General features: G+C 61.1%; 34 protein-coding genes, 2 tRNA genes and 1 pseudogene. 30 read left to right on the top strand and 7 right to left on the bottom strand.

The genetic code is table 11. From position 1 onward, the window contains the following. Positions 1-28: 28 nt before the first annotated feature. The 8 genes from F8O08_RS07860 (at position 29) to F8O08_RS07825 (ending at position 5,706) form a co-directional block, all read left to right on the top strand. Entirely contained in the window at positions 29-289 is a 261-nt protein-coding gene (locus F8O08_RS07860) for a hypothetical protein (protein ID WP_158037753.1), read from the top strand. Between the two features lie 191 nt (positions 290-480). Beyond that, positions 481-810 carry a hypothetical protein gene (locus tag F8O08_RS07855; RefSeq protein WP_158037754.1) on the top strand — a complete coding sequence of 110 codons (330 nt, stop codon included), beginning with the start codon at positions 481-483 and terminating at the stop codon, positions 808-810. Positions 811-1,037: 227 nt separating this feature from the next. Further along, positions 1,038-1,292, top strand: a complete 255-nt coding sequence (locus F8O08_RS07850; protein ID WP_158037755.1) for a hypothetical protein — start codon at positions 1,038-1,040, stop codon at positions 1,290-1,292. Positions 1,293-1,543: 251 nt separating this feature from the next. Beyond that, positions 1,544-1,813, top strand: a complete 270-nt coding sequence (locus F8O08_RS07845; protein WP_158042991.1) for a hypothetical protein — start codon at positions 1,544-1,546, stop codon at positions 1,811-1,813. A gap of 22 nt (positions 1,814-1,835) precedes the next feature. Beyond that, positions 1,836-2,162 carry a hypothetical protein gene (locus F8O08_RS07840; protein ID WP_158037757.1) on the top strand — a complete coding sequence of 109 codons (327 nt, stop codon included), beginning with the start codon at positions 1,836-1,838 and terminating at the stop codon, positions 2,160-2,162. A 508-nt stretch (positions 2,163-2,670) separates the two neighbouring features. Further along, complete coding sequence (locus F8O08_RS07835; protein ID WP_158037758.1) at positions 2,671-3,267, top strand: suppressor of fused domain protein; 597 nt, start codon at positions 2,671-2,673, stop codon at positions 3,265-3,267. Positions 3,268-3,853: 586 nt separating this feature from the next. Continuing rightward, positions 3,854-4,798: a PoNe immunity protein domain-containing protein gene (locus tag F8O08_RS07830; protein ID WP_158037759.1), complete on the top strand. Its 945-nt coding sequence runs from the start codon at positions 3,854-3,856 to the stop codon at positions 4,796-4,798. Positions 4,799-4,803: 5 nt separating this feature from the next. Then, complete coding sequence (locus tag F8O08_RS07825) at positions 4,804-5,706, top strand: hypothetical protein (RefSeq protein WP_158037760.1); 903 nt, start codon at positions 4,804-4,806, stop codon at positions 5,704-5,706. Between the two features lie 74 nt (positions 5,707-5,780). Here the strand turns inward: F8O08_RS07825 and F8O08_RS07820 are convergent, their stop codons facing one another. Continuing rightward, entirely contained in the window at positions 5,781-6,335 is a 555-nt protein-coding gene (locus tag F8O08_RS07820; RefSeq protein ID WP_158042990.1) for a hypothetical protein, read from the bottom strand. An 874-nt stretch (positions 6,336-7,209) separates the two neighbouring features. Between F8O08_RS07820 and F8O08_RS07815 the strand changes: the two genes are divergently transcribed. The 5 genes from F8O08_RS07815 (at position 7,210) to F8O08_RS07795 (ending at position 10,570) form a co-directional block, all read left to right on the top strand. Next, entirely contained in the window at positions 7,210-7,761 is a 552-nt protein-coding gene (locus F8O08_RS07815; protein ID WP_158042989.1) for an RNA 2'-phosphotransferase, read from the top strand. Between the two features lie 61 nt (positions 7,762-7,822). Beyond that, positions 7,823-8,407 (top strand): T6SS immunity protein Tdi1 domain-containing protein, encoded by a 585-nt coding sequence (locus F8O08_RS07810; RefSeq protein WP_192497739.1) that lies wholly within the window; start codon positions 7,823-7,825, stop codon positions 8,405-8,407. 326 nt (positions 8,408-8,733) lie between these two features. Continuing rightward, positions 8,734-9,231, top strand: a complete 498-nt coding sequence (locus F8O08_RS07805; RefSeq protein WP_158042987.1) for a hypothetical protein — start codon at positions 8,734-8,736, stop codon at positions 9,229-9,231. Between the two features lie 163 nt (positions 9,232-9,394). After that, positions 9,395-9,628: a hypothetical protein gene (locus F8O08_RS07800; protein ID WP_158037765.1), complete on the top strand. Its 234-nt coding sequence runs from the start codon at positions 9,395-9,397 to the stop codon at positions 9,626-9,628. 60 nt (positions 9,629-9,688) lie between these two features. Next, positions 9,689-10,570, top strand: a complete 882-nt coding sequence (locus tag F8O08_RS07795; protein WP_158037766.1) for a PoNe immunity protein domain-containing protein — start codon at positions 9,689-9,691, stop codon at positions 10,568-10,570. Between the two features lie 284 nt (positions 10,571-10,854). On the opposite strand, the gene F8O08_RS07790 is transcribed toward F8O08_RS07795, so the two are convergent. Together F8O08_RS07790 and F8O08_RS07785 are read right to left on the bottom strand one after the other, a co-directional pair. Then, positions 10,855-10,927, bottom strand: a tRNA-Asn gene (locus F8O08_RS07790). A 158-nt stretch (positions 10,928-11,085) separates the two neighbouring features. Then, entirely contained in the window at positions 11,086-11,331 is a 246-nt protein-coding gene (locus F8O08_RS07785) for a hypothetical protein (RefSeq protein ID WP_158037912.1), read from the bottom strand. Between the two features lie 157 nt (positions 11,332-11,488). Here F8O08_RS07785 and F8O08_RS07780 point away from each other — a divergent pair. Continuing rightward, positions 11,489-11,572: pseudogene (locus F8O08_RS07780) on the top strand. A gap of 142 nt (positions 11,573-11,714) precedes the next feature. Here the strand turns inward: F8O08_RS07780 and def are convergent. Then, positions 11,715-12,281 carry a peptide deformylase gene (gene def / locus F8O08_RS07775; protein ID WP_158037913.1) on the bottom strand — a complete coding sequence of 189 codons (567 nt, stop codon included), beginning with the start codon at positions 12,279-12,281 and terminating at the stop codon, positions 11,715-11,717. 111 nt (positions 12,282-12,392) lie between these two features. Here def and F8O08_RS07770 point away from each other — a divergent pair, with 111 nt between their 5' ends. Beyond that, positions 12,393-13,316, top strand: coding sequence for a DMT family transporter (locus F8O08_RS07770; protein ID WP_158042986.1), 924 nt, complete (start codon positions 12,393-12,395; stop codon positions 13,314-13,316). Between the two features lie 171 nt (positions 13,317-13,487). Next, a complete protein-coding gene (locus F8O08_RS07765; RefSeq protein ID WP_158042985.1) occupies positions 13,488-14,213 on the top strand; it encodes an SGNH/GDSL hydrolase family protein in 726 nt (241 codons plus the stop codon). Here the strand turns inward: F8O08_RS07765 and F8O08_RS07760 are convergent. After that, positions 14,203-14,859 (bottom strand): hypothetical protein, encoded by a 657-nt coding sequence (locus tag F8O08_RS07760; RefSeq protein ID WP_158042984.1) that lies wholly within the window; start codon positions 14,857-14,859, stop codon positions 14,203-14,205. The genes F8O08_RS07765 and F8O08_RS07760 overlap by 11 nt on opposite strands. A 147-nt stretch (positions 14,860-15,006) precedes the next feature. On the opposite strand from F8O08_RS07760, the gene F8O08_RS07755 reads away from it, so the two are divergent. The 11 genes from F8O08_RS07755 (at position 15,007) to F8O08_RS07705 (ending at position 21,535) form a co-directional block, all read left to right on the top strand. Beyond that, positions 15,007-15,378: a LexA family protein gene (locus F8O08_RS07755; RefSeq protein ID WP_158037917.1), complete on the top strand. Its 372-nt coding sequence runs from the start codon at positions 15,007-15,009 to the stop codon at positions 15,376-15,378. Further along, positions 15,360-16,685, top strand: a complete 1,326-nt coding sequence (locus tag F8O08_RS07750) for a Y-family DNA polymerase (protein WP_158042983.1) — start codon at positions 15,360-15,362, stop codon at positions 16,683-16,685. The genes F8O08_RS07755 and F8O08_RS07750 overlap by 19 nt, the downstream gene beginning before the upstream one ends. A gap of 110 nt (positions 16,686-16,795) precedes the next feature. Then, a tRNA-Ile gene (locus tag F8O08_RS07745) sits at positions 16,796-16,869 on the top strand. Positions 16,870-17,036: 167 nt separating this feature from the next. Then, positions 17,037-17,249, top strand: a complete 213-nt coding sequence (locus F8O08_RS10850; RefSeq protein ID WP_192497738.1) for a helix-turn-helix transcriptional regulator — start codon at positions 17,037-17,039, stop codon at positions 17,247-17,249. A 4-nt stretch (positions 17,250-17,253) separates the two neighbouring features. Continuing rightward, positions 17,254-17,796, top strand: coding sequence for a hypothetical protein (locus F8O08_RS07735; RefSeq protein WP_158042982.1), 543 nt, complete (start codon positions 17,254-17,256; stop codon positions 17,794-17,796). Positions 17,797-17,910: 114 nt separating this feature from the next. After that, positions 17,911-18,303 (top strand): hypothetical protein, encoded by a 393-nt coding sequence (locus F8O08_RS07730; RefSeq protein WP_192497737.1) that lies wholly within the window; start codon positions 17,911-17,913, stop codon positions 18,301-18,303. Between the two features lie 42 nt (positions 18,304-18,345). Beyond that, positions 18,346-18,579, top strand: a complete 234-nt coding sequence (locus tag F8O08_RS07725; RefSeq protein ID WP_158042980.1) for a hypothetical protein — start codon at positions 18,346-18,348, stop codon at positions 18,577-18,579. Positions 18,580-18,837: 258 nt separating this feature from the next. After that, complete coding sequence (locus F8O08_RS07720) at positions 18,838-19,440, top strand: TetR/AcrR family transcriptional regulator (RefSeq protein WP_225733607.1); 603 nt, start codon at positions 18,838-18,840, stop codon at positions 19,438-19,440. Further along, positions 19,437-20,123, top strand: coding sequence for a type 1 glutamine amidotransferase domain-containing protein (locus F8O08_RS07715; RefSeq protein WP_158042978.1), 687 nt, complete (start codon positions 19,437-19,439; stop codon positions 20,121-20,123). The genes F8O08_RS07720 and F8O08_RS07715 overlap by 4 nt, the downstream gene beginning before the upstream one ends. Before the next feature lie 44 nt (positions 20,124-20,167). Then, a complete protein-coding gene (locus tag F8O08_RS07710) occupies positions 20,168-21,091 on the top strand; it encodes an NAD-dependent epimerase/dehydratase family protein (protein ID WP_158042977.1) in 924 nt (307 codons plus the stop codon). A gap of 180 nt (positions 21,092-21,271) precedes the next feature. Continuing rightward, the gene (locus tag F8O08_RS07705; protein WP_158042976.1) at positions 21,272-21,535 is read left to right on the top strand and encodes a hypothetical protein; all 264 of its coding nucleotides are present in this window, start codon (positions 21,272-21,274) and stop codon (positions 21,533-21,535) included. Positions 21,536-21,544: 9 nt separating this feature from the next. Here the strand turns inward: F8O08_RS07705 and F8O08_RS10845 are convergent, their stop codons facing one another. Beyond that, positions 21,545-21,718 carry a hypothetical protein gene (locus tag F8O08_RS10845; RefSeq protein ID WP_192497736.1) on the bottom strand — a complete coding sequence of 58 codons (174 nt, stop codon included), beginning with the start codon at positions 21,716-21,718 and terminating at the stop codon, positions 21,545-21,547. A gap of 108 nt (positions 21,719-21,826) precedes the next feature. Here F8O08_RS10845 and dut point away from each other — a divergent pair, with 108 nt between their 5' ends. Beyond that, on the top strand, positions 21,827-22,249 hold the full coding sequence (gene dut / locus F8O08_RS07700; RefSeq protein ID WP_158042975.1) for a dUTP diphosphatase: 423 nt from the start codon (positions 21,827-21,829) through the stop codon (positions 22,247-22,249). Between the two features lie 51 nt (positions 22,250-22,300). Next, positions 22,301-22,729: a hypothetical protein gene (locus F8O08_RS07695; RefSeq protein ID WP_158042974.1), complete on the top strand. Its 429-nt coding sequence runs from the start codon at positions 22,301-22,303 to the stop codon at positions 22,727-22,729. Positions 22,730-22,782: 53 nt separating this feature from the next. Here F8O08_RS07695 and F8O08_RS07690 read toward each other — a convergent pair whose 3' ends face one another. Further along, positions 22,783-23,718 (bottom strand): helix-turn-helix transcriptional regulator, encoded by a 936-nt coding sequence (locus tag F8O08_RS07690; RefSeq protein ID WP_158042973.1) that lies wholly within the window; start codon positions 23,716-23,718, stop codon positions 22,783-22,785. A 198-nt stretch (positions 23,719-23,916) separates the two neighbouring features. Between F8O08_RS07690 and F8O08_RS07685 the strand changes: the two genes are divergently transcribed. Next, positions 23,917-26,148 (top strand): ATP-binding cassette domain-containing protein, encoded by a 2,232-nt coding sequence (locus F8O08_RS07685; protein ID WP_225733606.1) that lies wholly within the window; start codon positions 23,917-23,919, stop codon positions 26,146-26,148. Positions 26,149-26,426 lie beyond the last annotated feature (278 nt).

Here is a 26,426-nt window from a genome sequence, read left to right as displayed (position 1 = left end):
GTTGACCCAGGTGCCGTGGACTACCACGGTGGAATACTCACGTCGCAACGGCCGTGCCCCACTCTTGGTTCTGCTCGGGGTCCCGGTGATCATCTGGCGGCTCGTGCGCCCAATCAAAAAGATTCGAGCGCTCAGGGCGAAGACGCCCATCACGGAGGAAGCTGAAGACTGGACCTTCTTGAAGATTCTAGTCTTCGTGGGCCTGGTCATGTTCGGCACCTGCGCCTTCATTTTTGGTCAGTTGTACCTGTCGTATGAGTTCTTGCGTGAGGGTGGTGCGTTGGGCTGAATCGGCCCGCCCTGCACTGTTCCTGAACGCTCACGGCTGATGCAGGTAGGCGTGGTGTTGACGGGGCCACGGGGTTGTTCGAGCATGCCGGGCAGGGGTTGCGGGTCGAGGCTGGTATGTTGAGTCGCGTGTCTGGGGATCTTGCTATGGGAGTACGTGAAACCGCGACCCGTGCACTAGCCAGCCAAGGCATGAAAGGCTTCGCCACCCAGGCCGCGTTCGGTGCCGCGGGGAATGTGGGGGTGTACTCCGTGACGAACGCTGCCGACGGAAAGCCCTGGACAGTGCCTGGTGCTGAGGTGGCCGGTGGCGTGGTCGAGGATCAGCTCAACGGTACTGAAGACGACTATGACATGTTTGACGCTGGGCTTGATGCTGTTGGTGGTGGCCTGTTGTCGAAGTTCCCTGACGCGGCCAAGTTCACGGCAAAGCATGTCGTAGAGAACCTCACTGGAGCCAACGCCGCAGCACCCGAACCCAACCAGGGTACGACAGACTCCAGCCACGGGGCCACGCAATGACCCACCCCCAACCCCAGTCAGGGCCAGAGCCTGAACCAAAGTCTGGACCAGGGGCAGGCTCGGAGTCTGCGGCTAGCGACGCCGCGAGTGGCGGTGTCGACCCGGGGCGTTGGGACAAGACCGGGAAGGTACTCGGACGGATCTGGAACTGGTTGTCCTGGGTTGGTCTTGTCGTGTCGGTGGGCGCGTTGGTGTATGTGTTGACCCAGGTGCCGTGGACTACCACGGTGGAATACTCACGTCGCAACGGCCGTGCCCCACTCCTAGCCCTGCTCCCGTTCCCATTGGCTTTCTGGTGGTTCGTGCGCCCGCGCACTGCCGAGCAGAAGGCAAAGGAGGCCGCAGAATCAGAGACCAAGCACTGGAGTGTTTTCACGCTCATTCTTTTCGTGGTCCTGGTCATGTTCGGCACCTGCGCCTTCATTTTTGGTCAGTTGTACCTGTCGTATGAGTTCTTGCGTGAGGGTGGTGCGTTGGGTTGAATCGGCCCACCCTGCACTGTTCCTGAACGCTCACGGCTGATGCAGGTAGGCGTGGTGTTGACGGGGCCACGGGTGTGTTCGAACATGCCGGGCAGGGGTTGCGGCCCCGGACTGGTATGTTGAGTCGCGTGTCTGGGGATCTTGTTTTGGGTGTGCGTGAGACCGCGATGCGTGCGGGAGCCAGTCAAGGCATGAAAGGGTTCGTCACCCAGGCCGCGTTTGGTGCCGCGGGGAATGTGGGGGTGTACTCCGTGACGAACGCTGCCGACGGTGTGCTGTTGTCGAAGTTCCCTGACGCGGCGGCTATTTCCGGGGCGAACCCGTCGTGGGGTGCGCATGTGGGTGCCGCGTTCGCGGGCGAGCACGCAGGCTTAGGTGTTGACGCGGCCAAGTTCACGGCAAAGCATGTCGTAGAGAACATCACGGGAGCCAACGCCGCAGCACCCGACCCAACCAAGGTACGACAGACTCCAACAACGGGGCTGCACAATGACACAACCCTGACTAGGGCCAAAGCCTGAACCAGAGGCGCGGAAACTCGACTTGGAAGAACTCAATGGTGTTGACTTGGCGCGTCTAGAAAAGACCAGAAGTCTGCTGGTAGGTATCCTGATGTGCTTATGCTGGATTGGTCTTGTCGAGTCGGTGGCCGCCTTGGTGTATGTGCTGATGCAGGTGCCGTGGACCACCACGGTCGACTACTCACATCGCAATGGCCCAGCCCTACTCCTGGTTCTGCTCGCGTTCCCGGTGATCTTCTGGATGTTCGTCCGCCCAAGCAAGAAGACCATGAAGAAGAAGGTGCCACGGAAACCCGAACGGGGAGACATTTGCCGCGTGATCGCAGCCATGGCTTTGGTGGCGGGGTAGTTTCGGTCGGGTCCGACGGGTTGGGTGATCGCGAGCGCGACGTTCGCTGCTCCTGTTCTGCTTGTGACCTCCCTGATTTGCTATGCCCATGCGGAGGCGATCTTGTTGATGTGGAGGTGGCGGCGCTGAGCATGGTGCTTGGGGCCGGTGCCTTGTGTGACAGGGGTGCTCTTGATCCGTGAAGCCAGACACATAGCTACAGGAGGCCAAGTGGATTGCGTAGGGGCGTTCGAGTTCAGGTCTGCGAGACAGCTGTAGATTCTCAGAGGCTTGTTGAAAGTCCTAACACCGGGGTTGCCGTAGAGTATCGCAGCCTTTGCGGTAAGGGGCATGAACCCTGCCATGGGTTCGTCAAGCACCACGAGTGATTGATCGAGACGCTTTTTGACGAGCAGGATGGTTCAACTCGCTATGGGCCTTGGCGGCCTCTAGAACAGCTATCACAGTAACGAAACTCGATCGGTCTTATAATCGAGATGAGAGTTCGATTTCAGGAAGATGGCTCTAAATGTCTGATTATCGTTTAGATACGGCTCGGCATATCGGTAAGACCATTTTCCACCTCCCGCAAGAGTATCGACCTGAGTTTGAACGATACTCACAGGAGGATGAGCAACTGCATATTGACATACTACGTGCACGGGATACGCCGACCCTGGGAGAAACATGCTACGGGTCAATCGGAATTAGTCAATTTGACAATGAACTTGAAATCGAAGGCCAGCCACTACGTGTTGAGATCCTAGCTGTATGTGCTTCTCAATGGGATATTATTGGTCACGGTATTGCGGCTTGTGGATTTCAGCTGGCGTCCGGTTACAGAGTACTTCGGCCTGATATTGTCTGTGAGGGCGTTCTCTCGGGGTATAACGATTGTATTACGACAACCGGACTGCTGTTGACTGCTCCGTTTAGCTTTGAGCATACACATGTTTTGTCGTTTCCCAGCTTCTCAATTTCATGGTTGCAAGCGATCCCGATAACTCAATCGGAATGTGAGTTTGTTCTCTCTCATGAGCATTCTGCTCAAGAACTTCTATCGCTATTTGAGGCGCAGCAGCTTAAACTCAATTGTCTTGATCGAGATTCCGTTCATTTTGACTAGTGGTAGTTTCTCATTCGGTTGCGCACCAGGTGGAAGCGGCTCGCTACTCTATTCCGCAGACGTACATTGTGGACGTAGCGATAGAACCAGTTCTCTACGTCACTTCCTTGGTTGCGTTGCAATCTCTTCTACGCGCAATTCTTGACTGGGTAGGGGTCGAACACGTGCCAAGATCAGACAGAAGCGCCGACGGGTGTTGTACTTGACCCAGTGGCAGGCGCAGCGTTCGTTTGTGGATGTGCGGTTTGAGGTTGTGGTGGGGAAGTGAGGGTTGGTTGTGGATGGTCGGTATGTGTTGCCGGGGTTTGTGTCGTCTGGTGGTGTGGTGTCGAAGAGGGCTCGGCGTCGGTTTCGGAAGGTGTTGCCGCCGGGTGTGTTGGCGTGGTGGGGTGAGTATAGGCAGGGTGTCGCCTTTGATGGGTTTCTGCGGCTGATCGACCCGTTAGATGGTGTGGTGCACTTGAATCGTATCGAGGGTGCAGGGTCTGTGGCCTGTGAGGTCAAACACGGTACCGTGCTGCTGTGAGCCGCTGAATCTGTCAGGGGCTCATATGCAGTCACTCAGCAAGAGACAACAGGAGAAGTCATGGGAGGCCAGACAATGCGCGACTGGCGACGCGACGAAGAGTTCTACCGTAAATGGATCAAAGCTGATGACGGGAAAGCAGCAATCTTCAAAAAGTACTCCAACGAGACGCTCTGGCCTGTTGCTGAAAGAAAGTCGACACCACTGAGTCTGATCGCCGATACCACCGCTTGGATGGGCAATGTGGAGTTGGGGTGGTTGCATCGGTATTCGTTTGGTGTGGATCTTGGGGTGCTGCGCGAGCGGTTGTTTCCGACCGTGGCTGTGTTCGTGGAGGCTCGTCGTCGTGTGAGCCAGTTCACGGTCGAGCAGATGAAGGGCTGGTCGTGGCTGGCGCACTCTGATACGGGCCTGCCGGATTATGAGCGTGTGTTGCGTTTGGTGTCGTTGGGTGTGTGTTTGGGGGTTGGGCCGGTGTGGGTTGGTGCGGTGGTCGAGGCGTGGCCGGGCTGGCCTGGTGGGCATGATCGTCTGTTGGACCGGCTGGTGGCCTCGGCGCTGCCTGACCGGCAGATCGGTACCGTGGATGCGGCCAAGCGGCCCGCCTACGGCCTGTTGGCGTCAGCGTTCGAGACCGACGTCCCGGACGAGCAGGTGGCGATCATCACCAAGTATCTGGATGGTTGGTACAAGCAGTGCCGCAAGTCGTGGTGGTGGGACACCCACTCGCTGGGAGATCTGCGCGGCTCCGGGAACTATTTTGGGTATTGGTGTTTCGAGGCGGCGGCGGTGATCTCGGTGCTGTGCCTCGATGCTGACCGGTTCGACTCGGAGTATCTGCCCAAAGACCTCGCCGCATGGCGCAGCCAGCACCCGGACCTGATCGGTACCAGCCCCAGCCCAGACGAAGTGGACCTGGACTCAGTCATTGGCCCCCTGCCGAGTGCGGCGGGCGCGGGCGCTTCTGGTGCGGGTAGTTCTGGTGTTGGTCAGGGAGATGCGTGATGGGTGTGTTTGAGAGTTTCGAGGCGGTAGCTGGCCGGGTGCGGTTGCGTCTGGTGGGGCTGGACGTGTCGGGTGTGGCCGGGTTGCGTTTGGATGCGGCTGGTCATCCGGGCAGCAGACAGGCGGTGCTCGCCCTTGCACCCGGGGTGGGTGTGGGTGCGGTGATCGATGATGGTGACCGTCTGGTGCAGGTCAGTGTCGACATGGTGGATGCGTGGGGTGTCGGGTTCGGTGAGGTGGTCGCTGCCGGTGCGCGGGCGTTTTCCGGGCGTGCGGTCGAGACGTCTCAGGTGCAGCCGGGCACCTGGATTCTCTCCGATCCAGAACAGATCGCCGTTGCCATACTTGATTCGGCCACGATTGACGGGTTTCAGGTGACGGGGCGGCCTGTGGTCATTCCTGTCGCCCAAGACCTGTTGGTGCTGGTCGGCAGCGACGACCATGACGGGTTGGGCAAAGCAGTGCGCGCGGCCCTGGATGCTTCGCAGGCGGTGCGGGTTCCGGTGTCTGGCTGGCCGCTGACCGTCGCGGCTGATGGCAGCCGGTGGCAGGGCTACGCGTGGGCCGCTGACCTGAATGTCGGGTTCTCACAGCTGACTCGTTCGTGGGACGCCCGCTGGTACGGTGCACAGCGCGAGGTGTTGGGCGAGACCACGGCGGCGGGGCGTTTCGTGCCCGCCGTCGAGCTCGCCCAGGGCCGTGATGGGTCGTACGTGACGTACTGCTCACTGCCCGCAGGAGTCGAGGCACTGCTGCCCAGAGTCGACTTCGTGCACACCGTCAGCGATGACGGCACCGTGCATCCCCACCCCTGGCAGCAGATGATCGACACGTACGGAGCTGCCTTGACCGATACCGGCGTGCACCCTGCTCTGCGGATCGCACCAGCGAACACGATCACCGGCTGACCGACCAGACACCACGCTGCAGCCCCGACCACTGACACCCCGCCCACTGGCCGCTGGTGTCCTGGCCGCTGGGGTCAGGCGAGCACGGTGGCAAGTGTCGGCAGCGCTGCCTCCTTGCCCAAGGCGGTGGCAGCCGAAACGATGTCATCGACATGATCGGTGCCTGCAGCCACAAAGGTGTACGAGTCAGAATCGGTATCCCAATGCACAAAGACGATTCCAGCAGGTGACAGCCACGCGTTGACGAACGCAACAGCAACCATCATGCGGTCGAGCCCGGGCGCATCCAGATCGTCGAGCAGCTCGACCAGCGCATCGAGCTTCGAGCCGTCCAGGCCGGCCTGCGCGACAACCGTGAGGTCTTCGATCAACTCGACCAGATTCGTCGGCAGCTCATCCCAATCGATCGTCACCGCCCGATTATCAGCCTCGAGCAGTGCTGCCAACCCCACCCACGCATCCACCGATTCAGCAGACCAGAACACGTCACCGAGCACCGCATCATCCGTCATGCCCGCATACGCTGCCTGCGGATCACTGGCCATCTGACCCACCAGATCACGCACATGCGCGTCCGCTTCGACCGCGGTGAGAAGCTGCTGCCAGACCTGCTGCTGTTGATAGACCATGACCACAGAATACCTAACTGTTGCGTATCGAAAGCCGTCTGGCTGGACGTACGATGAGATCATGGGTGGGATGCGAAGCCGTGGATGGCGTGGCGACAGAGTCGATGTCGTACGGCAGCCGGACGGTCGGGTGACGAGTGTGGACAACACCAGAATCCGGGCCGCAAGAGAAACCGACACTACGGTCGAAGCCCGAATACACAATCCCGGTGACCGCATCTGTGATTCGGAGCTGGCGCAGCGACTGCAAAACCACAAGACTCATCAGGACACCTCAACTTGGGGTGAAGGTGTAGCAAACCGGATTCGTAAACAGGGCGCAGGGTGGTCTGGGGAGAACCCACTGGGGTCTGATGTGCTACCGAGGGTTACTGGAGTACCAATTGGGTAAAGAAAGACGTGTTCTTACCTCTGATGAACGATGCAGGGAAATGTTGTGTTCGGCATCGTCAGAATTCCACTTCCCAACCTCGTTTCTACGCTTCATCGAAGAGGACCCTCTACCAGATATAGAGCCTTGGTTTTTTACCTCGGCTCTAGAAGGTAACCAGCAGTTCTTCTCACGTATAGTACGTGAGCAGTTTCCGTATCGTGTGTTGGTGCCGTTCGCTGTCATGGATGGTACTGATGATGTGTTCTGTTTTGATGGGTCGGATGTGACTGGTGATCCGGCGGTGTTGGTGATTCATACGTTTTGTGATCCTGGGTGGGAGTATCGGGGGCATTGGTCGGGGTTTGCTGCGTGGTTGGAGCGTGCGGAGCAGTTGCATGCGTTGTTCGTCGCGGGTGATGACCGGTATCTGGAGTGGCAGGTGCCGTTGTTCAACGAGGAGTGGAAGGTATCGCCTCGTCGTCGGCGGTGGTGGAGGCGGTCATGAGCGGGGTGAACCAGTTGCGGTTGTCTCAGCTGTTGACGCAGGCGTTGCGGCATGTGCCTGGTGAGTTTGGGCTGGTGCTCGATGCGCAGGGGTGGGCGCAGCTGTCGGATGTGATTGCTGCTGTCGGCCGGGCTGGTCTGGAGGGCGTCGGAGAGTCGACTGTGCGTGACTTGGTCGCTCATCAGTCGAAGAAGAGGCTGGAGATCAGTGGTGGCCGGATTCGTGCTGCGTACGGTCATTCTTTCTCGACGGTCGTTGACCACAATGTCATCTCTACGCCGCCCTCGGTCCTGTTCCATGCGACATCCCCGCAGGCGTGGCAGCGCATCCGTGAGGAGGGGCTGAAACCGATGGGACGGCAGTTCGTGCACTTGGCCACAAGTGCGGAACAAGCGATGATCGTGGGGTTGCGCCATGCTGACCATCCGGTGCTGTTGCGCGTCGACACGGCCTGCGCGGCAGCGCGTGGTGTGCAGTTCATGAACGGATCCGACAGCGTTATCCTGGCCGATGCGGTGCCCACGGAGTGCATATCCGCTGAGTTCTGAACGATAGCGTTCGTTTCTGGATGTGCGTTTTGAGGTTGTGGTGGGGAAGTGAGGGTTGGTTGTGGATGATCGGTATGTGTTGCCGGGGTTTGTGTCGTCTGGTGGTGTGGTGTCGAAGAGGGCTCGGCGTCGGTTTCGGAAGGTGTTGCCGCCGGGTGTGTTGGCGTGGTGGGGTGAGTATGGGCAGGGTGTCGCGTTTGATGGGTTTCTGCGGCTGATCGACCCGTTGGATGGGTGGATGGAGTTGGTCGCCCAGACTGCGCAGACGCTGGGCGAGGTGGTGCCGGTGGCGACAACTGCCATGGGCGACGTCCTCGCCTGGCAACTCGAGAATGATGGGCGGGGGCATCTGCTGCTTATCGACTACAGGCATGGTGAGATCCGCACCCTTGCCTCTCGGGATGTGGACTACTTTGCGAAGGATCTTCGAGACGAACCAGATTCTATGCAACAGGCTGAGGAGCTGGGGTGGTCGCCGTTTCCTGAGGCGGTGGAGCGCCTGGGTGTTCCTGGGTTTGATGAGTGTTTCGGGTATGTGCCGATTCTGGCGGCTGGTGGGCCCGAGGACGTCTCGCATCTGCAGCGTTTGGATATGCGCACGCATTTGTTGATCATCGCCGAGTTCGCGGGGCCTGCGAAATGGTGAACGATGCGACTGGGGTGCTTGCGCGCGTATTTGGTGAGGCGTTCGCCGGTGACGGCCGTCTGTTCATCGGCGTAGATTCAACCGGCACAGTCACACACGTCAGGGCTCAGCCGCTGGCATGGCACTCCCACAACTCTGGCACCAGTCATCCATCATCTATCGCACACTCTTCGACACCTCAACGCATCTCAACAACTTGGTCGCCGATGGTGCGCATGTCAGCCCATTTGAGTACAAACTCATCGAGAGCCAATCCGCGCTTGAGCTTCGATCTGGCGGTTTGAGGATGGTCAGTAGCATTACACAGAGAGATGTGGCTCCTCCGGTTGATCGAGTATCTGGTAGACGGAAGCAGTTCAGCATCGAGAATGGAGTTGATGTTGGATGCGCCGCAGAGAGATTCTGAACCATTGAGTGCTTTTGAAGAAGTTCTTGGAACAGCTGTCAGCGAGATGGTCAGTGCTGCATTAGAATACGCGCCACAAGTCGACGAAGTCCTCATCTATTTTTCTAATGAGAATGGCACCCGTACTGCTGACGTTGCATACGTGCAAAACGGCACCCTGTTAACGAAAGATCATGTTGAGGCGCCAGATACTTCCTCTGCGATGAAACGAGCGCTTCTGAAATTCATCGTCTCGCAAGTGGGACGTATCCAAGCTTCTGTAGACTCCGCACACCCGATCCCGACAGCAGGACGCATCCGATATGCGGTCGCAACGAGATCCGTGGATATGGACCTTACTCCAACCCCTGAGCTTACTGACTATCAGGTGAGCCCCTCTGACAAGTTTCAGGAATGGCTCCAACAAGTTGCCCCTTGACGGTAATCAGCTCCACGCCTGCACCTTCCCCGTATCCCCGTTGTCTCATGCCTACACACGCCGGTCGAGCGCGGCACTGGCTGAGCCCGCCCTACTACTGACATCGTCAGTCTTACCCCGGCAGCAGTGGTGGGGCTCAGACACCAGGAACTCTGGCATGCAAATGAGCGAAGACGAGCTCAATAGCCCTGTCAGGGTAGGCGACGATCAGACACGGAAAATCGAGGCCTTCGGCCACGAGCTGTCAGGACTAGATACGTTCGTGGAGCAGTATGCGGCGGGCAGCGTGGATCGAGTGTTGTCTCGTGTTGATGTGGATGGTGTGGTGCACTTGAATCGTATCGAGGGTGCAGGGTCTGTGGCCTGTGAGGTCAAACACGGTACCGTGCTGCTGTGAGCCGCTGAATCTGTCAGGAGCTGATTTGCAGTCACTCAGCAAGAGACAACAGGAGAAGTCATGGAAGGCCAGACAATGCGCGACTGGCGACGCGACGAAGAGTTCTACCGGAAAGCCATCGAGTTCGATGATGGCGCTGAAGTCATATACCGCAAACGTGCTGACCAGGTGCTGTTGCCCTCAGATTCGCGCACGCTGTCTTCACGAATTCTTAGCTCTTATGTGATGAGCTGGTCGAATAGTGCTACTGCTGCGTGGTTAAAAAGGTACTCGTTCGGGATTTCACTTGACGAGCTTCGGTCGCAGTTTTTTCCTATGCTCGCGACGTTTATTGATGCACGGAGACGGGTATCGCTCCTGCCTGAAGAATCTGTGAATGCTTCCGGCTGGTTTCCGTATCCCGAGTCGGCTTTGCCTGATCATTATCGCGTGTTGCGTTTGGTGTCGTTGGGTGTGTGCCTGGGCGTTGGCCCAGTGTGGGTCGAGGCTGTGGTGGGGGCGTGGCCGGGGTCGCCTGGTGGGCATGATCGTCTGTTGGACCGACTGGTCGCCTCGGCGGTGCCTGACCGGCAGATCGGCACCGTGGATGCGGCCAAGCGGCCCGCCTACGGCCTGTTGGCGTCAGCGTTCGATACCGACGACCCCGACGAGCAGGTCGCGATCATCACGAAGTATCTGGGTGGTTGGTACAAGCAGTGCCGTGGGTTCGGGTGGTGGAATGCTCATACGCTGATAAACAAGCAAGGCTCCGGACGGTATTCTGGGTATTGGTGTTTTGAAGCGGCGGCGGTGATCTCGGTGCTGGGCCTCGATGCTGACCGGTTCGACTCGGAGTATCTGCCCAAAGACCTCGCCGCATGGCGCAGCCAACACCCCGACCTGATCGGTACCAGCCCCAGCCCAGACGAAGTGGACCTGGACTCAGTCATCAAACACGGCTAGCAGTGCACGGCACGAGCGTCGACGCCTTCAAGAAGGTCAGGATATGGAACCAGTACAGTGCCCATTCGAAAGAGTCTTTGACGAGCTCAGCCTGATGGTTGCTGGTGCATTGGAATACGCACCCGATGTCGACGAGGTTTTCATCTACTGCTCGGATGAGCACGGCTCGGTCACAGCTGACGTCTTTTATCGGCAAGATGGGGTAATCAGGTCGAGTCGGAAATATGCGGGGGAGGGCATGAAAAAAGCCCCCGCCAGGATGATTCGACCGGCTGGGGCTTTAGCTCCCCCGGTTGGACTCGAACCAACAACCCTTCGGTTAACAGCCGAATGCTCTGCCAATTGAGCTACAGGGGAATACCGCGTTGCAACTTCTCCATAATAGCAACTGGCCGACGTGGTGCAAAACCAAGGCGGTTCTGCCCGCGCCTGCGCGCAAGCTCGGGCGTGTCGTGAGACGCAGAACGCCCCCACCGGACGGGGCAGGGGCGTTCTTGGTCGGGCTGTCGAGAGAATCAGTCGTTCGAGAACCAGGTCGACACCTGCAGGGCGGTGAAGAACCCGGCGGTCATCATGAGCAGACCCAGCAGGTGTTCCCAGAGCCCGGCGTCGCCCTTCATCGGTGCGTTGCCGAGAACGAAGCCTCCGCCGATGAACAGGCCCAGCGATACGATGACGAGAATCAGCGAAGTGAATGTCAGGCCGTGGCTCGCGGCCTGAACCTTGTGGCCCTGTTCGGTCTTGGCGCTTGGCGCGTTCATAGTCTTGCTCCTCGGTGCGTTGCGTGGTCGGCGCGTGGCGCGGAATGCGACACGTCGTCGTCAGCAGCCATCATCTCACGCAATACGCGCAGCGCCCAGTCACACACCGTCATCTTGGCCACCGTGAAATTGATCCGCCGTAGCATGGGCAAGTCAACGCGGTGTATCCAAGTGGACGAAGGAGGCGGTCTCATAGCCCGCCGCACGCCAGCCGTCGCAGGTTCGAATCCTGCCATCGCGTCTCTACCGAGTGTCGTGCTCTATGCGACTGGGTCGCGATTTGAGCAGATATCTTACCAACGGTTTGCATCTGAGCCGATGATCTACGTACTATTTCGTGTCTGCTGATCTCGCCTTCCCCCCTGTGAGGTCAGCAGACTTTTTTATGCCTCGACGTCGTCGACGCCCGGCGTCCACGACAGCCCCGGTCGGCCCCACTTCTGTTTGCGAATGATCTTGCGCGCGGCGTATGCGTGAGGATCCTCTAAACGGTCGACGTAGAGAATGCCGTCGAGATGGTCGTACTCATGCTGGAAGATGCGAGCCAGCCACCCTTCAGCGTGTACCTCATAGGGCTCTCCGTTCTCATCTTGGGCCTTCAGAATCGCCCGAGTCGCGCGTCGCGTCGGAAATCTCAACCCAGGCACCGAGAGGCACCCTTCTGCGTCATCGTCGTCATCCAGCTCATTCAGTGGGAGTGGAGCGATCCAGAGCTCTGGATTGGCCGCGACGCCTTTGTGCTCGATACCCTCATCATCGGTCCACCCGTAGACGAAGAGCCGCGCGTCCAGGCCGATCTGCGGTGCGGCGAGCCCCACGCCCGGCGCTTCGTACATGGTCTCGAACATGTCGTCGACCAACGTGTGCAGGTGGGCGTCGAAGGCGGTCACGGGCTGGGCGACGTGGTGCAGCACGGGTTCGCCCGTCACCACGATGGGAAGAATGGTCATGCCTCCATTATCCGTCGCCGTTGCAGGATCGGCCGACGCACCGTGCCTCAGAGCTGTCGCCTCGGCATCGACCGATACGATAGAGACACCGATCGAACAGGACGTGAATCCGTGGGCAACGCCATCGCCATCCTGATCGCAGCGCTCGGCGCCGTGATCATGTCCATCGGCACCCAAATGCAGAGCTCCGGCGTCGCCAAGACCGACAAAAGCATTGACGAGCAGGCAGGCACGGGCGGGTTTAGTCTCCGCGAGCTGCTGAATCTCTTTCGTTCGAAGCGCTGGGTGATCGGCACACTGCTGCTCGGTCTCTCTGTGGTCGTCCAGGTCACGGCGCTGAGCATGGCGCCGATCATGGTCGTTCAGCCGATCGGCATCGTCGCGCTCGTGCTGACCACGTATCTCAACGCGCATCTGGCCAATCTGCACATCGGTCGCTCCGTGCTGACCGGCGTCGCCATGTGCATGGTCGGCATCGGTCTCTTCGTGATCATGGCCGCGACCATCGCGGTCGATCACCCCGTCACCGATCGTCGGCTCATCGAGGTGCTCCTGCTGCTCGCCTGCGTACTGGTCGTCTTCGCCATCGGCTTCGCGCTGTTCGGACGCAGAATGCGTGCCGTCGTCTACATCATCGGCGCGGGCGTGCTCTTCGCCTTTGTCTCGACGCTGGCCAAGCTGTTGGTCGCGCGCGTGCGAGACGGCAACTTCGAATGGCTCACGCTCGTCACGGCCCTCGCCCTGGCCGTCACCGCGGCACTCGGGTCGTGGTTCGTGCAGAACGCCCATGCCTCGGGGCCGCCTGATCTGGTCATGGCCGGGCTCACCGTGATCGACCCGTTGGTGGCCGTGCTGATCGGCATGATCGTGCTCGAAGAGGCGACGAAGGCTCCCCTGTGGATGCTGGCCGCTTTCGTGATCACCGGTGCGATCGGGGTCGGCGGCGTGTTCGTCATCGCGCGCCATCATCCACAGGTGCGTGGCCTCAAACGGGCTGAGGATCGCCTCAAGATCAGTCCTCCGCCGCACTCCTGAGACGGGAGTATCATCGTCGCTGTGCAAGGCAAATGGGTTCGCAGAACAATCGGGGCCGCTGCCACTGCGGCGACCGTCGCCGGGGGGCTCCTCTTGTCGACTTCGCCCGATGCAGGTGCCCGACTCGCACCTAGTGCAGTCACAGCCGATGACTCCCATGGCGACCATGCAGTGGGCCGCAGTGACGCGTCGAACGGCACCACGGTATCCTCATCAGGAACGCAGGCGGCCCCAGGCCAGATCAGCGCCGTCGGCGACCACGACGACCCGACTCAGCGTGCTGGCGCCGACATGCTGGTGATCGGTGACTCGTATACCTCGGGCGAGATGCTCGACGACCCGACCGAGCGGTTCACCTCTCTCGTCGCCGAGCACATGGGCTGGACAGAGAACAATGTGGCCTTGGGCGGCACCGGATACGTGACTGCTTGGGGAACTCCAGACGACCCGCGACCGGACTACCAAGACGTGCTCGACAGCCTGCCCGACCCCGCTGCCGATGTCGTCATGGTCACCGGTGGCGGCAACGACATCGGGGCATGGGACGACTTCGGTGACCAGTACGACGCCGTGCTCAGCTTCTTCACCGATCTGCGCGACCGTTACCCGCAGGCCACGATCTATGTGGTCTCGCCGTTCTGGAACGCGGCCGACGAGCCAGACTCACTACCGCAGATTCGTGACGACGTGCGACGGGCCTCCGGTGAGATCCATGCGACCTATCTCGATGTCGGGCAGATCATGCAGGGGCATCCCGAGTGGATTCTCGCCGACGGCGACCACCCGAACGAGATCGGCAACGAGGTGATCGCCGACCGCCTGATCGAGCTGATCGACTCTGCGAGAGTCGGGCGTCACGACACCGGCGATTCGACGTCGCAGGCGCTCAGAGACTGATCGCTGCGGTGAGCGAGCCGGGCGGCACCTCGGTGAAGCCGGCATCTTCGACGCGCACCACCAGCGGACCGGCCGGAATACCGGGCACCACGTTCACCGCGCAGCCGGCAGCAATCCAGGCCGCCGCCTCGACCGGGCACTCGTCGCCGAAGATCTGCACCGCATGCCCGAGCTGGGCGATGGTCTTACCGGTCGACATGTGCAGCGCGTCGTTGACGTGCACCGTGATCGCGTCGGGGTGAGGCGGGCGGCCCGTGGCATCCGCCTGCAGGCCGGCAACCTGCGCACTGCGCAGCACCGGCGGATACTCAGACGGGCACAGGGGAGCGAACACTGCCACTGTCGCACTGCCCACTGTCACGGTGACGTGCGGCAGAGCGAGGGCGTCGATCTGCTGCCAGGCCCGGTTGCGGGCGCGTTTGACGATTTTGCGGATGCGATCGTCGGTCCAGGCGCGCACGCGTGCGACGCACTCGGGGCGGGCGTCGTGCAGCATCGCGGTGATCGCGCGAGCGACCGAATCGTAGAGATCTTCGGCTGAGGCCTGCAGGTGGCCTTCGGGGGTCTTGGCACCATTGACGACGATGACGAGGGCGAGTGGGTCGACCTCGTCGTGAGGATGCGGTGCGCCCGTCACATGGGACATGGTGGCAGTGCTCGGTGCTGGCACGGGCGCTGCGCACGCATTCGGGGATTTGGTCAGGGGGTTCTCAGCAATGCTCATCAACCACATGGTAGGCACGCCCTGTGTGCTGATGTCGCAGGCACCGGGTACAATCGAACATACATTCGAATGATCGGAGGTGTGGTGATGGCAGGCTTTCCCTCTCCCGCGCAAGACTATTTCGACGGCACTCTCGATCTGAACGAGCATCTGATCGACGATCCGCTGACGACGTTCGTCGTCAAAGTCGTCGGCGACTCGATGGCCAGAGCAGGCGTCTTCGACGGCGACGAGATCATCGTCGATCGTTCGCGCACCCCGTCAGACGGCAGCGTGGTCATCGCCGTGGTCGACGGGGAGCTCACGATCAGACGCTTTCGACTGACGGCGTCCGGCCCCGAGCTGCATGCAGAGCACCCTGGGCATCCAGTGATCCGCATGCGCGAAGGCCAGGAGCTTTCCATCTGGGGAGTCGCAACACGATGCCTGCATCGACTGTGAACGGGCCGGCGGGCAGCCGATCGACGACAGACAGCGAACGCTTTGCCCTCGTCGACGTGAACTCGTGCTTCGCGGCATGTGAGCGTATCTTTCATCCCGAGCTCGAGAGAAGACCCGTGGTCGTGCTTTCGAACAACGACGGGTGCGTGGTTGCGCGCAGCGCCGAGGCGAAAGCGATGGGCATTCCGATGGGTGAGCCCTGGTTCCGCATGCAAGTCTGGGCAGACAAGAACGGCGTGGTGGCACGATCGTCGAACTATGAACTCTACGGCGAGATATCCGGGCGCATCATGTCGATGCTGAGGAGGTTCAGCGACTGTGTCGAGGTCTATTCCATCGACGAGGCGTTCGTGCGCCTGCACGGCACCACAGAGCAGATGACGGCCACCGCTCGCGAGATGCGCCATCGCATCCGCCATGACATCGGGGTGCCGGTGTCGGTGGGCATCGCGCCCACCCGCACCCTCGCGAAGCTGGCGAGTCACGGCGCCAAGCAGAATGCGGCGCTGAACGGAGTCGCCAGCATCGACCGGTATTCGGCTGATCAGCTCGATCGCATTCTGCGGGCGACGCCGGTCAGCGACATTTGGGGCGTGGGCCGACGCACGAACAAACAACTCGCCGTCTTGGGAATCGAGACCGCAGCTGCGCTGCGCGATGCCGACGTCGAGCAGATGCGCCGTCGTTTCAGCGTGCGCATGGCCCACACCATGCTCGAGCTGCGCGGCAAGCCGTGCATCGACTACGACGTGCAGCCAGGCGCGCGGCAGCAGGTGATGTACTCGCGGTCGTTCTCGACACCGGTCACGACGGTCGACGAGATGCACGAAGTGCTGACGGTCTATGCGCAGTATGTGACCCGGCGGCTGCGAGCACAGGGCTCAGTCGCCGGGGCCGTGCACGCGTTCGCTTCGACTGCGTGGGCGAGCCCTCCGATGCACACGGCGAGTGGGGCGATCGAGGTAGTTCCTCGAACAGACGACCCGGTCACCGTTGCCAATCGAGCGTGCGCGCTGATTCTGCCGCGCATGCTCGAAGACCGCCGCTATGTGCGCGCCGGCATCACGCTGAGCGATCTGCGCCAACCGGGGGAGCAGCAGGAGTTCGACCTCTTTGACGAGCAGCCTGGGAAGGTGCATCATCTGGGGTCGATGCTCGACCGGGTGAACGACCGACTGGGCAGCCACGCCGTCGGGCTCGGCGCGGCAGGGCTCAAGTCCGGGCCGACGTGGCAGATGAAGCGTGAGATGCTCTCACCGCGAGCGACGACCAGATGGGACGAGCTCGCGACCGTCGTCGCCAAGTGATCGCTCGAACACCCATTCTGCAAAACGCTGGCCGGCGGACTGCAGCCCAGAGCACCGCACCCGGTAACATTGACTGCTGGCTGCGGCGCATCAGCGCGCGATCGTGGTCGGGGGCGTTAGCTCAGCTGGTTAGAGCACGGGACTCATAATCCCTTGGTCGTGGGTTCAAGTCCCACACGCCCCACGTTTTGCCCCGGTATCGTGCGGATCGCCCTTGAATACGAAGGGCCGCGGATGCTTCAATCCAGCAAAAACTCAGCAAAAACCCCTCTCAGATGGGGTGTGCGATCCCAATATCCCGTTATGTCCCGTTTCCGCACCTCCGCACCAACGACGCGCATAGAGGGTCACATGACACAGAGCGAAACGGCACCGCGCCCACTGCTGACCATCAAAGACCTCGCCGCACTCCTGAACGTTTCAGAGAAGACGATCCGCAACCTGAGATCAAAGGGCATCGGCCCGCGTGCGGTGAAGATCGGCGGCTCGATCCGGTGGCGACAGGAGACAATCGACCAATATCTGCGAGACATGGAAGCATCGGACCTGCAAGAAGCGGCCTGAGCCAATGAGCAGACCATCAAAATCACCGGGAACCCACTCGCCGATCTCGGTGAGCCAGGTAGCAGAGCGGTGGGTCGCCCGGTGCCGGGTCTACTCGATGAATGGTGCCGCACGTCAGATCGAACGCAGCGGACCAGACGAGGCGTCCGCCTTGGACTCGATGCATGAGGCTCTCTCGAAGATGTCCGACTCCACACAGGCACTCGGTACGGGGTCGACGCTCGAAGCAGCCGGCCGTCAGTGGTTGGAGGCGTACAAACGGGCTCATCCGAATGCGGCAGCTGGGACGCTCGAACAGTATCAGCGGTGTTTGAACCGGACACTGCAGAACCGTCTGAAGCGGGTACTGGTCAGCGATCTGAGCGTGCCTCTGCTCGAGGGGATGATCGCCAGCATCCTGGATGAGCGTGGGGCGTGGAATGCGAAGATGGCCAGAATCGTCTTAGGGATGGTTTGTCAGCACTTGGTGCGGATGGGCCTCATCGACCGTGACTTTGCGGCTGCGACGACCCCGATCAGGCGGCGAAGACGGAGCGGGAGGCGCTGAGTGCTCATGACGTTGATGTGGTGCGTCGGGTGCTGGTTCGGTGGGAGTCGACGAAGCATCGCGGAGTGCGTGCGAAACGGTCATCGGAAGCCTACGCCGAAGCGCGCTCGTCAGATGCGCATCATCTGTCTGCCGCGGTTTGCCGCCGACATCATTATGGCGGAGATGCGGGTCTGTGCCGACGCCGAGGACTATCTGTTCCGCACTCGCAGGTGCACGCCGTACCAGCTGAACAATCTGGACCGTGCATTCCGGAAGTGCCGGGACTGGGCAGTGGAGCAGCGGTTGTTCGAGGATCTGGAGGCGCCGGTCGAGAACGTGCTCTTCTCGACGATGCGCAAGACCCTGGACACGGAGATCGCCTCCCTTGGGGATCTCGAGCTTGCTGCGCGGTTGCTCGGGCATGCTTCCAGTGAGACGACCCGCCGGTTCTACATCAAGGAGCTGCCGTGGGTGGACAAGCGCACGGCCGACCTGCTGCAGAGCGCGTTCGGCTACGCCGACTGACCGGAGGCAGGGCGGTGGCGGGCGAACGCATACACAGTGGTCATGGAACACATCTCCGCTCAGGTTCAGTCCGTCGTCTCCTGGCTCTCGGCCGTCACCGGTCTCGGCGCTGGAACCATCTATATGCTCGCCGCGACCGCGGGGATCGCGTGGGCAAAGAAGATCGCGAGGGTGGCGGTGTTCGTGCTGCTGCTGGCCGTGCTCGTGTTCGGCTACCTGCACGGCTGGTTCGCGTTCCTCGGCGTTGACCCGCCAATGTACCGGCCCGGCGCATAGGCGTCAAAGTTTAAGAGTTTGTCGAAATATTGAAGGTCTTCGCCGGAATTTGAGTGCTCGAAACGTCCTCAGACTATCTCGATTTCAATGTTCGTGGAACTTGGTCGTCTGCGGCCGAGGTCGCCCTGACGCGCCTCACCGCTTGGCACGCTTTCACCTGGTATCACTGCCGTAACCGGCCGACAGTGGATGCGTCGCGTGGTGTGCGGCTGGCGACCCCGTGCTAATGTAAGCAGTGCTTACTTAGGGAGGGTGTCGGTGGAATCGGAGTCGGTCAAGCCGGGCTACCACCACGGTGACCTGCGGGCAACACTCGTGCTCTCCGCCCTGGAGATACTTGAAAGTGGTGAGGCGTTCTCGTTGCGCGCAGTCGCCCGCCGCGCAGGGGTATCGACAGCCGCCCCGTATCGCCACTTCCCGGATCGGGAAGCGCTAGAGTCCGCGATGGCCGTGCACGGGCTACACGAGCTGATGCGCGACCTCGCCGAGGATACACCGCTTCCACAATCGACCGCCGAGGTGGCTGAACTCGCGGTCGGTTATGTCCGTTTCGCGCTGCGTAGACCGGCCTTGTTCCGGCTCATGTTCGGGCAACCCTGCGATGACCAGGACGACGAGCGGGTGCAAGCTGCGGGTACACTGCACGACTACCTCGAAGCAGTGATGGCTACGGTCTTCCCACAGTCAGACCCGGTCACTCTCGCTGCTGCCGGGTGGTCGCTGGCCCACGGGCTCGCGTTCCTGCACCTTGACGGCAAGCTCAATGCCGCCGACCAAGGCGTGGTCGATGAGCGTGTGCGCTCGATTTTCACCACTGTGTTCCCACCCATCACCTCACCCAGAATTGAGAACCTTTCATGAGTACACGCATCCTGCTCGTGGTCACCAACGTCGACCACTACGACGCCGACCCCTCGCACCAGACCGGGCTGTGGCTGTCGGAGTTGACCCACGCCTACGACATCTTCGCTGAGCGTGGCTTTGAACAGACGATTGTGAGTCCCGCAGGCGGGAAGTCGCCGTTGGAACCGCGGTCGCTGAAGTTCCCCAATCACGATAAGTCCGCCAAGGCCTGGCATGACGACCCGGCACGGATGGCGCTGCTGGAGAACACGGCCAGCCCCGAGCAGATCGACTCGGCCGATTACGACGCGATCTACTTCACCGGCGGACACGCAGTGATGTTCGATTTTCCCGGCAGCGAGGGCCTGCAACGGATCACCCGCGAGATCTTCGAACGTGGTGGAGTCGTCGGGGCGGTCTGCCACGGCTACTGCGGACTGCTCGACACCACACTCTCCGATGGCAGTTACCTCGTTGCAGGCCGCAACATCACCGGGTTCTCCTGGCGCGAAGAGGTCCTTGCCCGTGTCGACAAGCTCGTGCCCTACAACGTCGAAGAGCGCATGAAGGAGCGCGGGGCGAACTATTCGAAGGCGCTACTGCCGTTCGTCTCCAACGCCGTCGTTGACGGCAGGCTCGTCACCGGGCAGAACCCCGGCTCCGCCAAGGAGACCGCCACCAAGGTCGCCGCACTCCTCTGAGCTACCCGCGGGACCGCTCACCAGAATCGAACCGGAAGGACATCTTGCAGACCGTACTGGGCGCAGGCGGCCAGATCGCCGAAGAACTCACCCGCGAACTCCATCGCAACCACACCCACGACATCCGTCTGGTCAGCCGGAACCCGCGCAAGGTGAATGACAGCGATCAGCTCGTCTCCGCCGATCTCATGGACGCCAAGGCCACCAAAGCGGCGGTGGCGGGAAGCGAGACCGTCTACCTCACGGTGGGCCTGCCGATGGACTCTGGGCTATGGGAGCAGAAGTTTCCGACCATGATGGCAAACACGATTGCCGCCTGTCAGAAGCACGACAGCAAGCTGGTCTTTTTCGACAACACCTACATGTACCCTCGCACCGCTGCACCGCAGACCGAGGAGACCGCGTTCGAACCAGTCGGGCGTAAAGCGACGGTGCGGGCACAAATCGCCACGACCCTGCTGACCGAGATGCAGGCCGGCAGGATCGAGGCGGTGATCTGCCGGGCCCCAGAGTTCTACGGACCCGGGAAGACCCAGAGCCTGACCAACTCAGCGATCTTCAACCGCGTCACAGCGGGCAAGCGCCCGCTAGTGCCGTTGAACGCTCACGCCAAGCGCAGCCTGATCTGGACCCCGGATGCCAGCCAGGCGATGGCACTGATCGGCAACACCCCGGACGCCTTCGGGCAGACTTGGCATCTTCCGATCGATCAGCACCGCCTCGACTATCGGCAGATGATCGATATTGCTTCCGAGGTGACCGGCCGACGGATCGGCTACACGATGGTGCCCCGGTGGGTGTTCCGTGTCGGCGGGCTGCTCAATCCTGCCGTCAAGGAAAGCGAAGAGCTGCTGCCGCGCTACCGGCAGGACAACATCTTCGACTCCTCAAAGTTCGCATCGCGATTCCCTGATTTCGCGATCACGACCTATCGGGAGGGCATCAGCCGCATCCTCGCAGGCGAATAGCAGGACATGATTCAGGTTCACCGCTGGTCTCCCGGTCATGCCGGGAACCTCTGCCCTCCGCTCACAGTGGCTTGGTGAGGTCGGGGTGTTCGAGGGCGTCGACGTAGCGATTGGTACCTTCGATGCTCAGCCCGAACAGGTCGGTGAGGCGACGCGCTCGCCGAGGAGGCGGCGTCCAAGATGCTTGACACCAACCCCGGCATTCGCAGCATCCAGGTCAAAACCGACGAAGATGACGAGCTTCGAGTGTCGGGCTTCGAGACAGCTGTGGCCGAGCGTCGCTTCGATGACGATGATGCTGCTCAGCGGTTCCTGGATGAGCTCGGCTTCGACCCCACAGACGATCAGCAGGATCTGCGCTGTGCTGTGGACGCCAAGCTGAACCATGGAGGCTGGGAGATCAGTACCCCGAAAGGCTCGATCATTCTCGAGCAGTGGGGGTAACGGGAGTGCTCAGCCCTCGCAGACGCAGTAGTCGACCACGTCTACACCGTCCGGAAGCCTGGCCTCTGCACTGCTCTGCGCCGCGCTCACACTGGGGCTCTCGCCCGCGACCCGCTGCACTTGCTGCTCGTCGAACCCGCAGACATAGAGCGGAACAGTGAAGGCAATCTCGACCCGAGCCATGACCTGATTCTCCGACACGGCCAGGCCAGAGCGCGCAGACACTCCGAACCCAGCAGAAGAGCACCCCGACCAGATTCGCCCCGCGCGTCGACCCGCATAGGGGCTGTCATGGACACACTCCGCTACACCGGCCCCCACCTGAGCCGAGGTCACTCGGCATCAGCAGGAATCGACCTGTACGCCGCACAACCTGCGATCGTCACGCCCGGGATGCGCCCGACAGTCGTCTCCACCGGTGTGCGTGTCGCTCTTCCTCTCGGCGTGATGGGAATGATCGCGATCAGGTCTGGGTGCGCTGCAGAAGGCCTCCAGCTGGCGAACGCACCGGGAATCATCGACCCGGGCTACCGCGGCGACATCCGACTACTGCTGATCGCGCAAGGAGATCGCCCAATCTCGGTCACGGCCGGCCAGCGGGTCGCCCAGCTCATTCCTCTCCGTTTCGAGACCCTGCGTCTGGAACAGGTGGTCGAGCTGCCGGAAAGCGAAGACGGTCGCGGCAACGGCGGGTTCGGCTCAACAGGGAACTGACCTTCCGCGCACAGAGGCAATGCCACACAGATTCGATGAAAGGCGAACGTCATGACCACGCAGAGAATCACCGCACGCATCCGCCAGGCCCTCGATCATGTCGAGCAGATGCACGTCGTCGCCGTGGTGATCGGTGAGCGAGATGCAGACATCGACTACGACAGCCTCTACCGCTCAGAGACGGTCGGACTCGTGAAGATCACAGACGAAAGCCTCACCAGCGCAGACAACGACGGTGTGCTGCTCATCACGACGACCGACTTCGACGACCAGTACGACCGCATCCGAACCGCCCGTTTCCGCCGTGCAAGTTCCCGTGTGCGTCGAATCCAGTCATACCCGTCATGTGTGCTGCGCATGGTGCCCGGACTACCCGCATGGGCATGCCGGGCACCGTGCGCACAGGTCGCAGGTGTACGGCAGCTCCAGTCAAGGCCACCCAGCATTCGTACGGACTCTTGTTCGATAACGAGCTGGTGAGGGGACCACCACCTGCTGTGACATGTGTATCGACCATTCCAATCGCTTGGGTTCTACAGCCTGCTTCCGCGGAGGAGCCTGGCGGCGTGCTCGGCGAGGTAGGACCTGAAGGCCTTCGGCGATTCGACGGTGAACTCGATGTCGGTGAGAAGAAGAACCATGGCGAGCCACTCGTATGAGTCGACGTGCGCGGTGTATCGGCACTGATTCGAATCGACTGGTTCGAGGGCGCCATCCAGGCGGTACAGGCGATCGGCCGCTGCTTGTACGTTCGCATGGAGTACGAGGGTGACGGTTCGTTCTGGAATACCCCGGAACTGCTCGCGAAGATATGTTGGGAGATCGGCGGCAGGCAAGTTCCTCGAAGGGAAGCTCCCGGCTTCGGCAGACAGGTCGCTGATGCGATCTAGACGGAAAGTGCGCCAGTCGCCACGCTTTCGGTCCCAGCCGAAGAGGTACCAACGCTGTTGCAGGCGCAGTAATCGCGCCGGCTCCACGTGGCGCGGCGAGACATCCGCAGGCTTGGTGTAGTCGAAGGTGAGCACTCTGCGAGCAGCGATAGCCTCAGCGAACACCGACACAAGCCCAGCCTGTGGCAGTGAGTCCACGCTACTGGCAACATCCGTTGTCGCGCTGAGTGCTTCGGCGGTGCGTCGGAGTCTGGGCGGCAGGATGCGGTGGATCTTCGACTCGGCCCTCTGTGCGGCATCGGTCGCATCCTGGCCGCCGGTCGCGCCGTTTGCGGCGAGCTTGAGACTAAGTACGGTCGCGATCGCTTCGTCGTCTTCAAGCATGAGCGGCGGCAGCGCCCGACCTGCCACGAGTTGGTAGTAGCCGCCGGGCCCTCTGCTGCTGTGAACCGGATAGCCGAGGTCTCTCAGGAACTCGATGTCGCGACGCAGCGTGCGAGGTGCGCTTTCGGTCGCTTCGGCCAGTTGCGGCGCAGTCCACCGGCTTCCGTTCTGCAGCAGCGAGAGCAGGCGCAGCATCCGCTCACGGGGAGACCCCATCGACTCGGCTCCTCACCCCATGAGTTGTGGCCAGAATATGTCCGGATTGGATTGTAGCGTTAGAGCATGACGAGCCAAGAACGGGCAAACTGGATTCGCGTGGAGAACGCACGAACGAACAACCTCGCAGGAGTCTCTGTTCGCGTTCCGAAACACCAGATCACTGCATTCACGGGAGTGTCAGGATCAGGCAAGTCTTCGCTGGCATTCGGTACGATCGCCGCGGAAGCCGGGCGTCTGGTGGCGGAGTCGTACCCACTGTTCGTGCGCAATCGCCTCCCGTCTACCGGTCGAGCTGACGTGGACGGTATCGACGGATTGACCTTCACGACCGTCGTGGATCAGCGGCCGTTCACCGGCAACGCCCGGTCGACCGTGGGGACGGCAAGCGACATCGCCCCATTGCTGCGCATGGTGTTCTCTCGTATCGGTAGCCCCTCTGCCGGATACTCGCCGGCCTATTCGTTCAACGACCCGTCGGGCATGTGCCTCAGATGCGAAGGTCTGGGCGCGGTCGACGACATCAACCTTGACTGTCTCATCGACATGTCGATGAGCCTGAACCAAGGCGCGATCAGATTTCCCACCTTCGCACCGGGAAGCTACCGTTGGTCGCGAATGGTGCATTCAGGCCTTGTCGATCCCGCCACGCCTCTGTCAGACCTCCCTGAGAGTGCGCTCAACACGCTGCTCTACGGGGAGGATGTAGTGCTCGCGAAACCTGACCCGGAGTATCCCAAGACGAGCAAGTTCGACGGCGTCATCCCTCGACTCCGAAACAGCTACCTTCGTAAATCTCCCTCGCATCTGACCAAAGACGAGAAGGAGGCGCTATTGCGGGTCGTCACTCACAAGACATGTTCGTGCTGTCGTGGGTCTCGCCTCAGCGAGGCCGCACGTTCCAGCCTTATCGACGGCCTGTCGATAGCGGACTGGTCTGCGCTGCCGATCAGCGAGCTCCGCAGCGTAGTCGAAATGACGCATGAGCACCGGGTGAGCCCTCTACTCGCCGCGATCAGTGACCGGCTAGAGGCAATGGATGGCGCTGGACTGGGGTATTTGAGCTTGGATCGGCACTCGACAACGCTCTCAGGCGGCGAGGCGCAAAGAGTGAAGATCGTGCGTCACCTCGGCAGTGCCCTGAGCGATGTCTGCTACATCTTCGACGAGCCGAGTGTCGGCCTGCACCCACACGACGTCCACCGACTCCTCCGTCTGCTGGCCGGCCTGCGAGATGCGCACAACACCGTTCTCGTCGTAGAACACCACCCCGCTGTGATCGCTGCCGCCGACCACGTCATCGACCTCGGCCCCGGCGCCGGAACCAACGGTGGAAGCGTCCAATTCGAGGGAACCCCCGCTCAACTTGCCGCTACCAATACCGCCACCGGGCTGATGCTTCGCGAGCGGGTGCACATCAATAGCAATCCGCGGGCCCACTCTCAGAGTGTGACCATCGAGCATGCCACCGCCCACAACCTGCGCGACATCACCATAGACATCCCACTCCGCGCCCTGAGCGTGGTGAGCGGGGTGGCCGGTTCAGGCAAGAGCACACTCGCCGCTCATGAACTGCCCGCTCAGCATCCGCAGTTCACTGTCATTGGTCAGGAACCACTGCACGGCGGTAGTCGGTCAACTTCCACCACCGTCTTGGGAATCAGCGATCACATCCGCCGTGCCTTCGCTCGTGCCAACCACATGTCGCCCTCATGGTTCAGTGCAAACGCGAAAGGCGCATGTCCTGTCTGCAAGGGCAAGGGCGTGATCGTCACGGATCTGGCCTTCCTCGACGATGTCAACACACCATGCGAAGCATGCAAGGGGACCAGGTTCAATCCCACCGCACTGGCTGCTCAGTATCGTGGGCGATCCATCGCAGATGTCCTGGCGATGAACGCGTCACAGGCATGCGACGTGTTCGGCAGAATCCGTGACATCACGGCATCGCTCGAATGGCTCCAAGACGTAGGGCTGGGCTACCTCAGCATCGGGCAGGCCACCGACACCCTCTCAGGCGGTGAACGCCAGCGCCTTCTGCTCGCCAAATGTCTCACCGTCACACCCAGTCCGTCAACCCTGCACATCGTGATGGACGAGCCGACCGCAGGACTCCACGGCTCCGACACAGACAAGCTCCTCGAGCTCTTCGACCGGCTGGTGAATCTGGGAGCCACAATCGTCGTTATCGAACACAACCAGCGCGTCATCGGCCACGCCGATCATGTCATCGACATCGGTCCCGGCGCAGGCCACGAAGGAGGCACCATTGTCTACCAAGGACCGCCAAGCGGACTGCTCACCGCACCTGGCTCGATGACCGGCAGGTACCTACAACAGACACGTTCCGTCGCATACCCAGACGGGGCCTCATGGGGTGTTAGTACCGAACGGGTGACTCCACGCTAGTCGGACGGGTCTGCTGCAGGTGAAGCCAAACACGGACGTCTGGTCTGCACCGACTGTGTTCTCTTTCTGCTCCTCTTGCACGACACGGCCTTCGTCGACCAAGCTGCCAAGAAGCACTTGTGACAGTTCTGCCGTTCGAAGACCTCTCAAAGTGCGCACGCGCATGGGCGTGCCAGTTGTTTGGGAGGAGCCGTCTAACTAAGAGCGGGGAGGAGTGTGCAGGCTTGTTGGGATGTCAAAGGCACTGTTCCACACCCACACCACCGGGTACCTCTATG

Source organism: Pseudoclavibacter sp. CFCC 13611 (assembly GCF_008831225.1).
Classification (GTDB): domain Bacteria; phylum Actinomycetota; class Actinomycetes; order Actinomycetales; family Microbacteriaceae; genus Pseudoclavibacter_A.
This window is presented reverse-complemented; position numbering and strand designations above follow the sequence as displayed.

What these genes read in the sequence shown, in the direction of transcription:
- F8O08_RS07815 (WP_158042989.1), top strand. Translation starts at nt 7,210, where the DNA reads ATGAGCGGGGTGAACCAGTTGCGGTTGTCTCAGCTGTTGACGCAGGCG.
- F8O08_RS07795 (WP_158037766.1), top strand. Translation starts at nt 9,689, where the DNA reads ATGGAAGGCCAGACAATGCGCGACTGGCGACGCGACGAAGAGTTCTAC.
- F8O08_RS07855 (WP_158037754.1), top strand. Translation starts at nt 481, where the DNA reads ATGAAAGGCTTCGCCACCCAGGCCGCGTTCGGTGCCGCGGGGAATGTG.
- F8O08_RS07755 (WP_158037917.1), top strand. Translation starts at nt 15,007, where the DNA reads ATGATCGGAGGTGTGGTGATGGCAGGCTTTCCCTCTCCCGCGCAAGAC.
- F8O08_RS07820 (WP_158042990.1), bottom strand. Translation starts at nt 6,335, where the DNA reads ATGGTCTATCAACAGCAGCAGGTCTGGCAGCAGCTTCTCACCGCGGTC.
- F8O08_RS07695 (WP_158042974.1), top strand. Translation starts at nt 22,301, where the DNA reads ATGACCACGCAGAGAATCACCGCACGCATCCGCCAGGCCCTCGATCAT.
- F8O08_RS07735 (WP_158042982.1), top strand. Translation starts at nt 17,254, where the DNA reads ATGAGCAGACCATCAAAATCACCGGGAACCCACTCGCCGATCTCGGTG.
- F8O08_RS07730 (WP_192497737.1), top strand. Translation starts at nt 17,911, where the DNA reads ATGCGCATCATCTGTCTGCCGCGGTTTGCCGCCGACATCATTATGGCG.
- F8O08_RS07760 (WP_158042984.1), bottom strand. Translation starts at nt 14,859, where the DNA reads ATGTCCCATGTGACGGGCGCACCGCATCCTCACGACGAGGTCGACCCA.
- F8O08_RS07690 (WP_158042973.1), bottom strand. Translation starts at nt 23,718, where the DNA reads ATGCTGCGCCTGCTCTCGCTGCTGCAGAACGGAAGCCGGTGGACTGCG.
- F8O08_RS07835 (WP_158037758.1), top strand. Translation starts at nt 2,671, where the DNA reads ATGTCTGATTATCGTTTAGATACGGCTCGGCATATCGGTAAGACCATT.
- F8O08_RS10850 (WP_192497738.1), top strand. Translation starts at nt 17,037, where the DNA reads ATGACACAGAGCGAAACGGCACCGCGCCCACTGCTGACCATCAAAGAC.
- F8O08_RS07750 (WP_158042983.1), top strand. Translation starts at nt 15,360, where the DNA reads ATGCCTGCATCGACTGTGAACGGGCCGGCGGGCAGCCGATCGACGACA.
- def (WP_158037913.1), bottom strand. Translation starts at nt 12,281, where the DNA reads ATGACCATTCTTCCCATCGTGGTGACGGGCGAACCCGTGCTGCACCAC.
- F8O08_RS07830 (WP_158037759.1), top strand. Translation starts at nt 3,854, where the DNA reads ATGGGAGGCCAGACAATGCGCGACTGGCGACGCGACGAAGAGTTCTAC.
- dut (WP_158042975.1), top strand. Translation starts at nt 21,827, where the DNA reads ATGGACACACTCCGCTACACCGGCCCCCACCTGAGCCGAGGTCACTCG.
- F8O08_RS10845 (WP_192497736.1), bottom strand. Translation starts at nt 21,718, where the DNA reads ATGGCTCGGGTCGAGATTGCCTTCACTGTTCCGCTCTATGTCTGCGGG.
- F8O08_RS07725 (WP_158042980.1), top strand. Translation starts at nt 18,346, where the DNA reads ATGGAACACATCTCCGCTCAGGTTCAGTCCGTCGTCTCCTGGCTCTCG.
- F8O08_RS07800 (WP_158037765.1), top strand. Translation starts at nt 9,395, where the DNA reads ATGAGCGAAGACGAGCTCAATAGCCCTGTCAGGGTAGGCGACGATCAG.
- F8O08_RS07715 (WP_158042978.1), top strand. Translation starts at nt 19,437, where the DNA reads ATGAGTACACGCATCCTGCTCGTGGTCACCAACGTCGACCACTACGAC.
- F8O08_RS07705 (WP_158042976.1), top strand. Translation starts at nt 21,272, where the DNA reads ATGCTTGACACCAACCCCGGCATTCGCAGCATCCAGGTCAAAACCGAC.
- F8O08_RS07785 (WP_158037912.1), bottom strand. Translation starts at nt 11,331, where the DNA reads ATGAACGCGCCAAGCGCCAAGACCGAACAGGGCCACAAGGTTCAGGCC.